This is a genomic window from Bacillus sp. lyk4-R2A-2 (assembly GCF_030209735.1).
GTDB lineage: Bacteria > Bacillota > Bacilli > Bacillales > Bacillaceae > Bacillus > Bacillus pumilus.
Map to the genome: position 1 here is coordinate 132,831 of NZ_JARVRK010000012.1, position 15,163 is coordinate 147,993.

14 protein-coding genes are annotated in these 15,163 nt (G+C 40.8%); 8 read left to right on the forward strand and 6 right to left on the reverse strand.

Annotated elements, in window-relative coordinates:
• Window positions 1–98 precede the first annotated feature (98 nt).
• Entirely contained in the window at window positions 99–944 is an 846-nt protein-coding gene (locus QRN39_RS17710; protein WP_268458179.1) for a TetR/AcrR family transcriptional regulator, read from the reverse strand.
• Window positions 945–1,075: 131 nt separating this feature from the next.
• Between QRN39_RS17710 and QRN39_RS17715 the strand changes: the two genes are divergently transcribed.
• Entirely contained in the window at window positions 1,076–4,285 is a 3,210-nt protein-coding gene (locus tag QRN39_RS17715) for an efflux RND transporter permease subunit (RefSeq protein WP_284907791.1), read from the forward strand.
• A gap of 31 nt (window positions 4,286–4,316) precedes the next feature.
• On the opposite strand, the gene QRN39_RS17720 is transcribed toward QRN39_RS17715, so the two are convergent.
• Entirely contained in the window at window positions 4,317–5,270 is a 954-nt protein-coding gene (locus tag QRN39_RS17720; RefSeq protein WP_212046312.1) for a nucleoside hydrolase, read from the reverse strand.
• Between the two features lie 181 nt (window positions 5,271–5,451).
• On the opposite strand from QRN39_RS17720, the gene QRN39_RS17725 reads away from it, so the two are divergent.
• Complete coding sequence (locus QRN39_RS17725; RefSeq protein ID WP_003214384.1) at window positions 5,452–6,360, forward strand: diacylglycerol kinase; 909 nt, start codon at window positions 5,452–5,454, stop codon at window positions 6,358–6,360.
• 60 nt (window positions 6,361–6,420) lie between these two features.
• Window positions 6,421–7,800, forward strand: a complete 1,380-nt coding sequence (rlmD, locus tag QRN39_RS17730; protein WP_284907793.1) for a 23S rRNA (uracil(1939)-C(5))-methyltransferase RlmD — start codon at window positions 6,421–6,423, stop codon at window positions 7,798–7,800.
• 165 nt (window positions 7,801–7,965) lie between these two features.
• Here rlmD and QRN39_RS17735 read toward each other — a convergent pair whose 3' ends face one another.
• On the reverse strand, window positions 7,966–8,538 hold the full coding sequence (locus tag QRN39_RS17735; RefSeq protein ID WP_137055424.1) for a hypothetical protein: 573 nt from the start codon (window positions 8,536–8,538) through the stop codon (window positions 7,966–7,968).
• A gap of 682 nt (window positions 8,539–9,220) precedes the next feature.
• Here QRN39_RS17735 and QRN39_RS17740 point away from each other — a divergent pair.
• Window positions 9,221–10,195 (forward strand): tRNA dihydrouridine synthase, encoded by a 975-nt coding sequence (locus QRN39_RS17740; protein ID WP_284907794.1) that lies wholly within the window; start codon window positions 9,221–9,223, stop codon window positions 10,193–10,195.
• A gap of 108 nt (window positions 10,196–10,303) precedes the next feature.
• Window positions 10,304–11,158 (forward strand): SMI1/KNR4 family protein, encoded by an 855-nt coding sequence (locus QRN39_RS17745; RefSeq protein WP_284907795.1) that lies wholly within the window; start codon window positions 10,304–10,306, stop codon window positions 11,156–11,158.
• Between the two features lie 50 nt (window positions 11,159–11,208).
• On the opposite strand, the gene QRN39_RS17750 is transcribed toward QRN39_RS17745, so the two are convergent.
• Complete coding sequence (locus tag QRN39_RS17750) at window positions 11,209–11,583, reverse strand: hypothetical protein (protein WP_284907796.1); 375 nt, start codon at window positions 11,581–11,583, stop codon at window positions 11,209–11,211.
• 181 nt (window positions 11,584–11,764) lie between these two features.
• Here QRN39_RS17750 and QRN39_RS17755 point away from each other — a divergent pair, with 181 nt between their 5' ends.
• Window positions 11,765–12,202, forward strand: a complete 438-nt coding sequence (locus QRN39_RS17755) for an Rrf2 family transcriptional regulator (protein WP_003214239.1) — start codon at window positions 11,765–11,767, stop codon at window positions 12,200–12,202.
• Between the two features lie 64 nt (window positions 12,203–12,266).
• The gene (locus QRN39_RS17760; protein WP_284907797.1) at window positions 12,267–13,181 is read left to right on the forward strand and encodes an NAD(P)/FAD-dependent oxidoreductase; all 915 of its coding nucleotides are present in this window, start codon (window positions 12,267–12,269) and stop codon (window positions 13,179–13,181) included.
• A gap of 10 nt (window positions 13,182–13,191) precedes the next feature.
• On the opposite strand, the gene QRN39_RS17765 is transcribed toward QRN39_RS17760, so the two are convergent.
• Complete coding sequence (locus tag QRN39_RS17765; RefSeq protein WP_284907798.1) at window positions 13,192–13,392, reverse strand: hypothetical protein; 201 nt, start codon at window positions 13,390–13,392, stop codon at window positions 13,192–13,194.
• A 113-nt stretch (window positions 13,393–13,505) separates the two neighbouring features.
• Here QRN39_RS17765 and QRN39_RS17770 point away from each other — a divergent pair, with 113 nt between their 5' ends.
• Window positions 13,506–13,754, forward strand: a complete 249-nt coding sequence (locus tag QRN39_RS17770; protein WP_249118333.1) for a DUF3885 domain-containing protein — start codon at window positions 13,506–13,508, stop codon at window positions 13,752–13,754.
• A 34-nt stretch (window positions 13,755–13,788) separates the two neighbouring features.
• Here QRN39_RS17770 and QRN39_RS17775 read toward each other — a convergent pair whose 3' ends face one another.
• On the reverse strand, window positions 13,789–15,117 hold the full coding sequence (locus QRN39_RS17775; protein WP_284907799.1) for a 6-phospho-beta-glucosidase: 1,329 nt from the start codon (window positions 15,115–15,117) through the stop codon (window positions 13,789–13,791).
• Between the last annotated feature and the right edge of the window lie 46 nt (window positions 15,118–15,163).

Genomic DNA, 15,163 nt, shown 5'->3' on the forward strand with positions numbered 1-15,163 from the left:
TATCAATTCGGAGATTCTTTTCTTATAATGAAGTATAAGCGAAAGTGCACATTCGAAGGGGGATAAAGGTGAACGAACCGGAAAAACAGCACGTAAAGTTATGAAAGAAACAGCTTCAATTGTTCGACTACTCTTATGACAGCAGGGTCCTCACACTTTTCTAAATTCGTCAGCATCCCTTGAATGACTGGCTTACGAGGCTCAGCTTTCGCCAGTTCTTCTTCAATGACTTCAATGGATACAAGGGTATCATCAGAAAGCAAATGCTCAAGCTTTAACAAACGAAGCTCCTCTTCTAGGGATGCAGCGTTCGGCGCTTCATCGTCCCAAATGGTTGGCTTTAAGATCGGTTTCGTCTGAGAACGAAGCATACCTTGAACCAAATCATCTAATCGTTCGAGTATAAAGGAAGAGAGCTCATCAAATGATAATTGCATCTGATCTTGTAAAAGCAGCACCTGCACATACGATTGGATGATTCCTTGAATCATGACTGACAGGTCAGTTATAAATGGTTCGATCTCCTGTCCATAAGTGGTCAAGATGGAAATTTGAATTTCATCATTCATTTGCTTTTTCACAGTTTTTGAATACTTTTTAATTTGCTGGTTTTCTGGAATAATGTTCTCGCTGAGGATCAAAATGATAAAATCCTTGTTCTCAGCAAAATGCTGAAACTGTTCAGCGATTTGCTTCTGGAAGATCTCTCTCGGTGCGAGATGCTGATTCTCTTTTCGAATCGTTTCAATAGTTTGCATAGAAGTGTCGATATAATATTCGAACGCTCGGTTGAAAAGCTGTTCTTTTGATTTGAAATGCAAATAAAACGCGCCTTTCGATATTCCGCACTCATCTGCTATTTCCTGAATGGTCGTAGAAGAAAAACCCTTTTTCGCAAACAACTGGATGCTTGCTTTAATGATTTTTTCTTTTTTTTCGTTCATGAAATAAGGCCCCTTCAGCTTTAGAATGTTACGTCAAACGCAAGAGAAATGGTTGACGGCATTGTATATCACCGTTTATTATGATATAGAATGACCAGTCAGTCAATACATAAAGGAAAATGGAGGACATAATGAATTCGATCATCAATTTTGTATTAAAGAATAAGTTCGCTGTATGGCTCATGACAATTATCGTAACAGTTGCTGGTCTATATGCTGGATTGAATATGAAACAAGAATCAATCCCGAATATCAACACTCCAGTCATTACGGTTTCTACAACGTATCCTGGCGCAACGCCGGACGAAGTATCAGATAAGGTGACCGATCCAATTGAGAAGTCTATTCAAAACCTAAACGGAGTCAATGTGGTCACATCCAATTCTTTTGAAAATGCTTCATCGATTCAAGTCGAGTACGATTATAACAAAGACATGGATGAAGCAAAAAAGGAAATTGAAGATGCAGTTAACAACATCAATTTTCCGGAAAATGCAGAAAAACCAAAAATCGCACGCTTTAGTATCAATGCGGTTCCAATATTAGCACTCAGTGTATCTGGTGATAAAGAATCATTAGAAAACCTGACGAAAAAAGTGGAAGGTGACCTTGTCCCTTCACTTGAAGGATTAGACGGTGTATCTTCCGTCGAAGCTTCTGGACAGCAAATCAAAGAAGTAGAATTTTCGTTTAAACAAAAAAAATTGAAAGAATACGGTTTAGATGAAGAAACCGTCCAAAACATGATCAAAGGCTCTGATGTGAATGTGCCATTAGGTTTATACACATTTGGCAACAAACAAAAATCAGTTGTCGTGGACGGCAATATTTTAAGCGTCAAAGATTTGAAAAACATGCGAATTCCTGTCACACCAAGTGCAAGCAGTGGAGCTGGAGCACCATCTAGCGGCGCTGAAAACCCAGGTGCGCAAGGTGCGGAGCAGCAGGCTGGAAATGCAAGTCAGCAGCAAGCAGCAGCCCAGCAGAAACCTAGTGGAAGTGCAGCGAGCGATCAATCTGTAGAGCTGCCGACAATTAAGCTTTCTGAGATTGCGGATATTAAAGTCGTCAAGAATGCAGAATCGATCTCTAGAACAAATGGAAAAGACAGTATCGGTCTGCAAATTGTCAAAGGCTCTGATGCCAACACAGTAAGTGTAGCAGAAGCAGTCACAAAAGAACTTGAGAAGTTTAAGAAAGATAACAAAGGAATCAAAGTAAGTACCACATATGATCAAGCAGAACCGATTAAAGAGTCCGTTAGCACAATGCTGAATAAGGCTATCATCGGAGCGATTTTTGCGATCATTATCATTATGTTGTTCCTTCGAGATATCAAATCAACCTTAATTTCGGTCATCTCCATTCCGTTATCTCTGTTGATTGCTGTTTTAATATTAAATCAGCTGGATATCACACTAAATATCATGACACTTGGTGCCATGACCGTCGCCATTGGGCGTGTTGTTGATGACTCCATTGTTGTCATAGAAAACATATATCGACGAATGGCATTAAAGGATGAGCCATTAAAAGGAAAAGAACTCGTTAAAGAAGCCACAAAAGAAATGTTTATTCCAATCATGTCTTCGACGATCGTCACAATTGCGGTCTTCTTACCGCTAGCACTTGTGGGTGGAATGATTGGTGAACTATTCATCCCATTTGCATTAACGATTGTGTTTGCTTTAATGGCTTCACTCCTTGTCGCCATTACGATTGTTCCAATGATGGCACACAGTCTATTTAAAAAGAACCTGTACGGCACAGCGAAAAAGGTAAAAGAACATAAACCAAGCAAGCTTGCTGGCGGTTATAGACGTGTACTCAATTGGACATTGAACCACAAATGGATCACATCAGGAATTGCCATTCTTATGCTTGTCGGAAGCTTATTCTTAGCACCACTTGTCGGTGTCAGCTTCTTACCACAGGAAGCAGAGAAGACGGCGATGGTGACTTATACACCTGAACCTGGACAAACGAGAGAACAAGCTATCGATGAAACGAAAAAAGCAGAAGAATATTTGATCAAACGTGACCATGTCAATACTGTTCAATATTCACTAGGCTCTTCAAATGCCTTGACAGCAAGTGTAGGCGGCAATTCTAACGGTGCGTTATTCTTCGTACAATATGATGAAGACACGCCAAACTTTGATAAAGAAAAAGATAAAGTGGTCAAAGCCCTGCAAGACAAAACGTCTAAAGGGGAATGGAAATCACAAGACTTCTCATCTGCTGGCGCAAGCAATACAGTAACGTACTATGTCTACGGTGACAAAGTAAGCGATATTGAAGGCACAGTAAAAGATGTCGAGAACATCTTAAAAGATGAGAAAAACCTGAAAAATGTCAGCACAAGCTTATCTGAGAAATACGACGAATATACGTTTAATGCAGATCAAGAAAAACTGGCGAAACTGGGTCTAACTGCTTCACAAATCGCTCAAGCGATTGCTCCTCAAAATAGTGAAACAACACTGACGAAAGTAACTGAGGACGGCAAAGAACTTGATGTGAATCTTCAAACGGAAAAAGATGAATATAAGAGCAAAAAAGATTTAGAAAATAAAAAGATCACAACACCAACAGGGCAAGAAGTCCGAATTGGTGATGTCGTAAAAGTAAGAAATGGTACGACAGCGAATACGGTGACAAAACGTGATGGAAAAATCTACGCAGAAGTGTCTGGAGACATGACAACAGATGATGTCTCAAGTGTGACACAGGATGTTCAGAAAAAAGTCGACAAGCTTGATCTGAAATCTGGCGTAACGATTGACACAGGCGGCGTAAGTGCGGATATTGAGGAATCCTTTACACAGCTTGGGCTCGCAATGCTCGCAGCGATTGCCATTGTGTATCTCGTTCTCGTCATCACATTTGGCGGAGGTCTTGCACCATTTGCAATTCTCTTCTCGCTTCCATTTACAATTATTGGCGCGCTCGTTGGATTGTTTTTAGCAAAAGAAACCATCAGCTTAAACGCCATGATTGGATTGCTCATGCTGATCGGAATTGTTGTGACAAACGCGATCGTCTTAATTGACCGAGTCATTCATAAAGAGAAAGAAGGACTCTCAACAAGAGAGGCATTACTGGAAGCTGGTACAATAAGAGTACGTCCAATCTTAATGACGGCACTTGCGACAATTGGGGCACTTCTTCCATTAGCATTAGGATTTGAAGGCGGAAGCCAAATTGTTTCAAAAGGACTTGGCGTCACAGTCATTGGTGGTCTCGCAAGTTCAACATTGTTAACACTGGTTATCGTACCAATCGTATACGAAGTGTTAAGCAAATTTAAACGCAAAAAGAAATACGTAGAAGAAGATTGAGATGGGGCCCCGCTTTGATGGCGGGGCTTTTTTATGTTGAAATCTGACAAACAGCTCTTTTCATAAGCTCTTCAAATGCTTGGAAAAATGCGTCACGATCGACATGATCAATCACTTGAATTGATTTTCCATCTGTATGCTCTTCGGTACGTCCTTGCTTTGGCGTTTCGGTGTAAACGATCGCATTCATTTCCTTTGAACGAGTAAATGATGAGGAAGCAAGAGTGATCGTTGTCAGCACGTCCCATAAGTAGTAAGTCGAGTTGGTTTCGTGATGAATGAGAGGCGGGCAAAAGGCGTAACACTGCCCAATAAAATCAATCCCGATATGAGAACGAAGGGAAGCCCACCGCTGACGAATATCAGGTGTAAGCGGAACTTGATTTGTGCTCTCAAGTGCGACCATTTCAATAGGAAAGCGTTCCTTGAAGACGGTGCTGACAGCATAAGGGTCCCAAAATGCATTCCATTCTGCTGTCCCATCATGCTCGGGTTCCTCCACATTCCCTTTCTCAAGAAATGTACCGCCCATCCATACCAATTTTTCAATTTTATTAGAGATTGAAGGATCTTCTTCTAAGGCGCGTGCAAGGTCTGTGAGCGGACCTGTAAAGAGCAGCGTGACAGGTTCTGCAGACTTTTTAACAGTTTCGATTAAATGAAGATGTGCTGGAAGCTTGGACACTTTTGTATCAACAGTGCCTTTCTCGTTTAAGATAGGTAAGGCGTCTACATAAAAAGCATGCATGCGCCACTCTTTTGGAAAGGGATTGACGCCTCTAGAATTTGAAGCAGCGACTTCAATTTCATATGGGCTAAATCGATCAATGATTTTTTGAGACGCACTGAGAGCAGGCTCTAAATAACAATCAGCAGGAATCACAGACGTCCCAATCACTTTCAGATGTTCCATTTGAAGGAGAAGAAATAACGAGACGAGGTCATCAACACCACCATCATGATTAAAATAGACAGGCTTTTTCATCGCAAACCATCCTTTACAGCGTTTTCTTTTATCTTATCAGAATGCTTTTTTGCTGAGGGAAATGTGGCAGGAGATTTGTCTTATTAGGGTGTTGTTCTGTTGCCATTTTCAAATCTCATAGTATAATTAAAGGTTGTTAGTGGTGAAAATAGATTGCATAATGAATATAGGATGATGATGAATGAAACGTGCTCGAATTATATACAATCCGACATCTGGGCGTGAACTCTTCAAGAAGAATTTGCCGCAGGTTTTGCAAAAATTTGAACAAGCCGGCTATGAAACATCTTGTCATGCAACGACATGTGCAGGAGATGCGACACAAGCAGCTGAGAATGCCGCACAGAGAGACTTTGATTTAATTGTAGCAGCAGGTGGAGACGGCACGATCAATGAAGTCGTCAATGGACTAGCACCGCTTGAAAAAAGACCAAAACTAGGAATTATTCCGGTTGGAACAACAAATGACTTTGCAAGAGCACTTGGAATTCCACGAGAAGGTGTTTTAAAAGCAACAGATGCCATTATAGATGGTGTAGCGAAGCCGCTTGATATCGGTAAAGTCAATGGCCATTATTTTATTAATATTGCAGGCGGCGGCCGGTTAACAGAGCTCACCTATGAAGTGCCTAGTAAGCTGAAGACAATGCTTGGACAGCTTGCTTATTATTTAAAAGGCATGGAGATGCTTCCTTCTATCCGCCCGACAGAAGTCGAAATTGAATATGACGGCAAATTGTTTCATGGAGAAATCATGCTGTTTCTTGTTTCACTCACAAACTCAGTAGGCGGCTTTGAAAAGCTAGCGCCAGATTCTGTTTTGGATGATGGCATGTTTGACCTGATTATTTTAAAGAAGGTCAATTTAGCAGAAGCCATTCGAGTAGTCAGCCTTGCACTGCGAGGCGAGCATATTCATGATAACAATGTCATCTACACAAAAGCGAATCGCGTGAAGGTAGATGTAAAAGATAAAATGCAATTAAATTTAGATGGCGAATTCGGCGGCATGCTGCCAGGTGAATTTGAAAACCTGTATCGTCATATTGAATTTATAGTGCCAAAAGCAACAGCTGAAAAAATAGGGTAGAGATTGAACTTGGTTCCTTATGGCACCAAGTTTTTCTTTGCAAATGAGGTGATAAAATTGGTGAAAATGAAACCGCCTGTTGAAAAGAATGAATACTACAATGTAACCTTCGAAGACTTAACGCACGAAGGTGCAGGTGTAGCGAAAATTGAAGGATTCCCTGTCTTTGTACCGAATGCACTGCCTGACGAACAAGGGAAAATCAAAGTCACACGTGTCAAAAAAGGATTTGCTTTTGGGCGACTCATGGAGCTGACAAAGGAAAGTCAGCATAGGCAAGATGCGCCATGTCCTATCTATAAGCAGTGCGGCGGCTGTCAAATTCAGCATATGAGCTATGAAGGCCAGCTGCTATTTAAACAGAAACAAGTAAAGGACGTTTTAGAGCGGATCGGCAAGCTTGATATGAGCCGTGTAAAAGTTCATCCTGTACTCGGCATGGAAGACCCTTGGAATTACAGAAACAAAGCACAAGTTCCAATTGGCGAACGCGAAGGCGGACTAGTTGCAGGATTTTATCAGCAGCGTACCCATGAAATCATCGATATGGAAAAATGTTTGATCCAGCAGTCAGAAAATGACGAAGTGGTACAGGCAGTAAAAGACATATGTAATGCGTTTGGCATCAAAGCATATAACGAAGAGCGGCACAAAGGCTGGCTGCGTCATGTGATGGTTCGCTACGGCATTGCAACAGGTGAAATGATGGTTGTGTTTGTTACTAGAACGGCTGACTTTCCGCAAAAGCAGCAGGTGATTGAGCAGATTATAGCACGCTTCCCACACGTTCGGTCAATTGTGCAAAACGTGAATTCAAAGAAAACAAATGTCATTTTCGGGGACGAAACGACCGTTTTATGGGGTGAAGAATACATTTATGACACAATTGGCGACATCAAATTTGCCATTTCAGCCCGCTCGTTTTATCAAGTGAATCCAGCTCAAACAAAGGTGCTTTACGACAAAGCGCTTGAATATGCCGAGCTGCAAGGAGAAGAAACTGTTATTGATGCGTATTGCGGAATCGGGACGATCTCTTTATTTCTCGCACAAAAAGCAGGCAGAGTATATGGCGTAGAAATTGTGCCAGAAGCAATTGAAGACGCAAAACGCAACGCTGCCTTAAACGGGATCAACAACGTCGAATTCGCAGTCGGCGAAGCAGAAACCATCATCCCAAACTGGTACAAAGAAGGCATCAAAGCAGATACCCTCGTCGTCGATCCACCAAGAAAAGGCTGCGACGAAGCACTGCTTGACACCATTTTAAAGATGAAACCAAACCGAGTTGTTTATGTTTCCTGTAATCCAGGGACGCTTGCTCGTGATTTGCGCATTCTTGAAGATGGTGGGTATGTGACAGAGGAAGTGCAGCCTGTGGATATGTTTCCGCATACGAGTCATGTGGAGTGCGTGGCAAGTCTTGTAATCAATCATTAATTGAGATATCCCGATTTCGTGAAAAATATCGATATCGGGATATTCTTATTTTTGCTTCCCCTCCGTTAGAATGAAAAATTCGCTTGAAATGCTATTAAAATAAAACTCTATAGACATATGAATATAGATAGAAAAAGCTATGAAATGAATAAAACCCCTTCTCCATTATTGGATAGGGGGTTCTTCTTCTATATTTTGATTCTTTTGATCAAGCGCAGAGGATATGATATCAAGTCCGATGTATAAAAAGCTAACAAAGAAAGATAAAATCAATACACCATTCCCCCATATAGAAACTTCAATTATCTTCAAATTTAGTACATATTTAATCGTGAAGTAAATAAGAGCCCACGAAGCAAAAAATTCTAAAATATAAGTTATCCAATTTGGGATCTTCAACAAAAAAGTGATTCCTTTCCCTATAAATAAAACGATAAATGACCAAAAAATCACAATGATGCTAACTAACAACGAGAAGGTAATCATAGAAAAAAATGAATCATAAGTGATGTATTCACCGAAAAGAAAATTCACTCCCAATGATACTAGATAAAGCATGACAGTTGGAAGGGCAATAACTAAACTTAGGGAAAAAAATATAAGCAAAATAAGAAGAACGGCAGCAATAGCGCCAGGGGCTTCATCTACAACGTTTTTCTTTCTTAAAAAAGTATAGAGTATGATAGACACTAAAAGGAGTATTAAAAAAGTCAATGAAATCACGTAAGAAAAAGACATGAAGACCCTCCATAAAAAAGGGCTATTAGAAACTAATAGCCCTTTTTTTTATATTTAGATAAGAGTAATGATGAATTTTGCCAAAGTTTTAGCAACATCTCTAGGGGCACCCATCTTAATAAAAGCATTTGTGAACTGTTTTTCTGTCCACTTTTCCCCTTTATCCATTACTTTTGCGATTTTGGCAGAATGTTTTCTGATCCAAGCAGCAGCTTTTAAGAAAATCACTTTTATCTATGCGATACACAAAAATTGTAACAAAAACCATACTAAGAATGAATTGTATCTTAGTACTGTATTTTATCAGTTTAACAATTTTTTCTGTGTTATTCGCTGCCGGTTGGTCGCTTGATAAAATCATTACTTCTAACACTCATCATGTAACAGAAAAGGCAATTACAATATAAAAAAAGCCCCTGCATAGGGCTTTTTTTATTTGAATATCTTTTCATTAGTTTGCCGGATGCTATACCTGCTGCCATTGCATAACACGTTTCCCAGTAGTGCCTTTTTGAACGGCGTTTACGTCTTCTCAAATTTTTGATATTTTATAAAGTGCTGATAGCATTTTGTTATTGTTCATTTTATGCTCCTTTTGCGTTGAATCCTAACTAAAGTATATAATGATAAAAGAAGGACATGCCCTAAAAGGCGCTATGTCATGAGAGGAATTGGATGAAAGATGAGTAAAAATTTCTGGCGTGATTTGCCGCGGCCATTTTTTATATTAGCACCAATGGAAGAAGTGACAGATGTTGTGTTTCGTCATGTTGTGAGTGAGGCGGCGAGACCGGATGTGTTTTTCACAGAGTTTACGAACAGTGAGAGCTATTGCCATCCTGATGGGATTCAAAGTGTGAAGGGACGTTTAACTTTCACAGAGGATGAGCAGCCAATTGTTGCTCATATTTGGGGAGACAAACCTGAGAACTTTAGACAAATGAGCATTGGAATGGCGGAATTAGGGTTTCAGGGGCTTGATATTAATATGGGCTGTCCTGTCCCGAATGTCACGCAAAACGGGAAGGGCAGTGGATTGATTCTTCGTCCAGACGTTGCGGCAGAGCTGATTCAAGCGGCTAAAGCTGGGGGACTGCCTGTCAGTGTGAAAACAAGACTTGGTTTTACAGAGGTCGATGAATGGCGCGATTGGCTCAGACACATTTTGGAGCAAGACATTGTGAACTTATCGATCCACCTTCGTACTAGAAAGGAAATGAGCCAGGTGGATGCGCATTGGGAGCTCATTCCTGAGATTATAAAACTTCGTGATGAAGTAGCACCTGATACGCTTTTGACGATCAATGGTGATATTCCTGATCGTCAAACGGGCTTAAAGCTCGCTGAACAGTATGGAGTGGACGGTGTGATGATTGGGCGCGGAATTTTCCATAACCCATTTGCTTTTGAAAAAGAGCCGAAGGAGCATACGAGTGATGAACTGCTTGGTCTTTTAAGATTACATCTTGATCTTCATGATCAATACTCATCACTAGGCTTGCGTCCATTCAAGGCATTGCATCGTTTCTTTAAGATTTATGTAAAAGGATTCAGAGGAGCGAGCTTCCTAAGAAATCAATTAATGAATACATCATCAACAGATGAAGTGCGTGCAATGCTGGATGAATTTGAAGCGAGAAAACAAGAACAATCATGATGAAAAAGAGGAGGGGGAAGCCCTTCTCTTTTTTCTATGAATAGGACTATTAAACTAGTGGCTCTAAATGGTAAAATGAGATAGAAATAACAATTGGAGGTATTTTATTTGAAACCATTTTGGGATACAGACATAGAAAGTGAAGAGACATTTAAGAAAATCAATGAGAAAGGCATTGCAAAAGCGGAAAAGAAGCTAGGCGTCATCCTGCCTGATACATATAAAAAACTGATTCTTGAACAAAATGGCGGGTATACCATTCATAATGCTTTTCCAACAGACCAGCCGAATGGATGGGCAGAGGATCATGTACAGTTAAACCATCTAAGAGGAATTGCCAAAGGCGAAGGCATCATGGACAGTGATTATTTAATAGAAGAATGGGAATTGCCTGAGGGACTTGTGCTCATTTGTGGGGATGGTCATACTTGGATTGCATTGGATTACAGAGAAACAAAGGAGCATCCGCCAGTTCATTACTTTGATCTAGAATATGAGACGGATTTCAAATTAGCGGATTCGTTTGATGAACTGATTGCTGGGCATTATACCGCAGAAGATAGCGAAGAAGATGGGATGTCAGATGAAGAGTGGCAGGCTGAATATGAAAAGCAGAATAAACCATTATCAAAAGAAGAAGTGAAAGATATCTTCTTAACCAAAGACCCTGAACAGCTTTCAAAAATCGCGAATTTCCAAGTAGAACAAATTGATGATATCAAGTGGATCTTTTCTGAGGTAGAAACGTATATGGACACCCTTCAGAACGAAGAAATGTTAACGACTGCTGGCTGGGCAATCAATACGATCTTTATAATGAATGATGAAATGATTAAGCAGCATGCTGATGTTGTCGAGCATGCACGTCGTTTTGCTAAGCATTTGAGTCAATCAGAAATAGATGAAATGCCCCAAATTGCCTTTAATATATCAATCGCATTGGAATTTGATTTAGAGGAATAAGTATCTATCATTTTAAAAATAGACCCCCTTACCAGGGGGCCGACATTTCCTTACTCCGCACTCTCCTCAACCTCACGGCTACCCTCTGTTTCACCTATATAAATAGGGCCGTTTGCGTGGTCGAGTCGGATTGGCCATTCGTATGGAACTTGCAGGCGTCTAGCAATGGCTCTCCAGAATTTTGTTGAATCCAATTCGAATTCTTGGAAGTCTTTTAATAAGTCTTTGTAAGACGAGCCATCAAATTGAATGAACATATCTTGAAGGCGCATGAACGCGACATGTCTCACTTCTAATGCTGCCGCAGCTTCCATTTCTTCTTCTGTTGCTTCTCCAATGATTGTTCCTGCGGGCGGAAGCATGTCGTATACGTTAAATTCCTCTTCTTCTTCTTCGTGTGCTGCATTGTGCTGTTGATCTGACATTTCTCTTCACTCCTTCTAGTTTTCATCAAAATTTGATTCGTGCTTACCTCTATTATCGGAAGGAAATGCGAAATGTGGAATAAAAAAGAAGTAGATTCACAACACTTGCTTTTTCTTCTTGAATCTTTTATGATCAATTACAGATATAAAAGGTCTGTAATAGATAGAAAGGGATGTTCCTATGAAATATTCTAAAGCGACCAACTATGCACTGCATACGATGGTGTTTTTAACTCTTGCACCAAAGGGGAAAGCAATAGGCGTTGAGCCTCTCGCCAAGATGCAAGACCTTTCATCCACTTATTTATCCAAAATCTTAACAAAGCTTGTGAAGGCAGGATTGATTGAATCAACACCTGGCGCAAAAGGTGGCTACGCCATTATGAAACAGAAGGAAGACATTTCGTTTTTAGATGTGATTCAGGCTGTAGAAGGACAAACCAATTTATTTCGTTGTTCCTTAGAACATGATTCTTTCATGCCTCATGATGGCTGTTTGATTGAACAGGTCATGCAGGATGTTGAAACGAAAATGCAGGAAACGCTAAGTCAAAAGCGGTTAGTTGATATTGCAAGTCAAATAGAGCAGACAGAAAAAAATCCATTTTTCAACATGTGATTTTTTTGAACCTATTATAGATATTAAGAGTCTTTAAAGTCTTGAATAAAAAGGAGAGATTGACATGTTATTAGATTGTGCCATTATTGGAGGCGGGCCAGCCGGATTAAGTGCAGCACTTGTTGTGGGGCGAGGCAGAAAACAGGTCATTGTATTCGATGACGAGATGCCAAGAAATCGAGTGACTCAGGAATCACATGGATTTATTACAAACGATGGAATGACACCGTTTGAGATCAGAAAAGCGGGTGAAGCAGATCTTCAAAACTACCCCAATATCCAAATCAAACGAAGTAAAATTGTTGAGGTACAAAACAATGAGGACAACTTTGCCTTACTGACACAAGAGGGAGAAAGATTCGAAGCGAAGAAAATCATATTGGCAACAGGACTAGAGGATATACTGCCAGAGATCAAGGGGATGCATGAAGTGTATGGAAAGACGTTGTTTAGCTGTCCTTTCTGCGATGGCTGGGAGCTAAAGGACAAGCCGCTTGCTCTCATTGCTGAGAATCCACGCGCCTTGCATATGGCTAAACTTCTTTCCAATTGGACAAAGGATTTGATCGTGTTTACGAATGGACAGCAAGTGTTTGCTGAAGAGGAGAAGGCATTGCTATCAGCACATTTTATCCAAGTCATTGATGTACCAATTATGTCCATTCATCATGAGAATGGGCAAATGCACTCTATTCACCTTGCGAATGGGGAAACGGTGAATAGAGAAGGCGGATTTGTCGCAAGTGAATTCAAGCAGTCAGCTCCATTTGCTGAAACACTAGGCTGTCAAATGACGAAAAATGGCGGTATTGAAACAGATATTCTTGGTCGTACAACAGTCAGCGGTGTCTTTGCATGCGGTGACAATTTAGGCGGCCCTGCTCAGCTTGTCCTTGCAGCAGCAGCTGGAAGCCAAGCAGGAATGGGCGTCATCCATGAACTTGTGCAAGAAGAATTTCAACAAAAAACATCTCTATGAAAAGAGATGTTTAGCGATGAACGGTTTTCCTTTTTGCTAAGACGTGAGCTGTCCATTCAAAAAGTGCGTAGATGACAAAGAAGATCAGAATCCAGCTGCTGACATCGACCCATACATTGGTGATATAAATGATGTTCACCTGATCAAGTCCAGCCTGTATCCACATAGTGATCAATGCTGTGAGGAACACCTGTAAAAACCATTTTTTCAATTGGTCACACCTCCATCTCTTTCTATCATATAAGAAATGACAGTTTATTTCCAATTATAATTCCATCAGCTTCAACGGTAAAATAAGAAATAAAACCAATGGAAGGATATGACATGAGCGATCAAACCGATAGTTTTTTAAAAAGTCATTTTCCTAATCTTGTCCTCACGCCGCCTCTTTTTTATGGGTGGCATTTTGGGCTTCGCTTTGAAGTGGCAGATTGGTCATTAGGAGAAGAATCAGTTGTATTAGAAAAAGCAGGGGATCGTGCTTTGAAAATTGTCAGATATGCTTTTGATCTACAGCACTGGCTATTAGACTATGACCGCTCTCAGATGGATCAGTTGTTTACAGAGAAATAAGAAAACCGCACTTGTCGACAAGTGCGGTTCTGTTTTATGCTTCTACTTTATTGAAGAACTGTGGTAAATATTCTTTGTGTGCTTCTAGCATTTCATCTAGGATGCTTTTTGCAATGGCATCTGATGGGACGAGCGGGTTGATCGTCATTGCGACAAGTGCTGTGTTGTAATCGCCTGTCACGGCTGCTTCAGCGGCAACACGTTCAAAGGATTTAATTTGAGAAATAAGTCCTTTGACTGCGACTGGCATTTCGCCAACAGCGATTGGTTTAGGGCCGTCTTTTGTGATGACACAGTTCAGTTCAACAGCAGAATCATTTGGAATGTCACTGATGGCACCATTGTTGATCGTGTTCACAGGCTGAATGTCATGCTTGTCGTTATAAATGGATGCAATCAAGTTACAAGCCGCATCACTGTAGTAGGCACCGCCTCGTTTTTCAAGCTGTGGTGGCTTGATATCAAGATCAGGGTCTTTGTACAGCTCGAACAGGTCATTTTCTAGTGCACGAACGACTTCTGCACGAGTGCCCTCATTCTCTGCTGCTTTCTTTTCTTCAGTCAGCATATCACTTGTTTTGTAGTAGTAGCGGTGATATGGACATGGAATCACGCCAAGCCCTTTTAAGAAATCAGCATCCCACGGAATGGCATGAATGTTGTTCATCGACATCGTGGAGTTTGGATCTGCCATGTCTTCGATGACTTGATCCATGATACTTTTGCCATCTAAGAATACATTGAGTCCAAAGACCATATGGTTCAATCCAGCAAAGCTGACCTCGACTCTGCTTGCGTCGACATCAAGCCCTTTGGCAATTCCCATGCGAATGCCGATTGGCACGTTGCATAAGCCCACGACTTTGCGATGGTTTGAATAGCGAAGTACGGCTTCTGTAACCATACCCGCTGGATTTGTGAAGTTCACAAGCCATGCGTTTGGGCACAGTTCTTCAATATCTTTCACAATATCAAGAATGACTGGAATGGTGCGAAGCCCTTTGAATAGACCTCCTGGACCATTCGTTTCTTGACCAATGACATCATATTTTAAAGGAATGCGTTCATCCTTCATACGTGCTTCAAGAAGTCCGACACGGAATTGTGTTGTGACGAAATCAGCGTCCACAAGCGCTTTCCGGCGATCTAATGTTAAATGGACCTCGATTGGAAGTCCTGCCTTTTTCACCATTCGTTTTGCAAGATCTCCGACGATTTCAAGCTTTTCTTTTCCCGCTTCAATATCGACAAGCCAAAGCTCGCTAATCGGGAATTCATCGTACCGTTTAATAAATCCTTCTACAAGCTCTGGTGTATAGCTTGATCCTCCGCCAATTGTGACAACCTTTAATCCTTTTGCCATGTTCTGCACCTCCGAATAATGTAACGCGCAATGTTATAATAGAGAA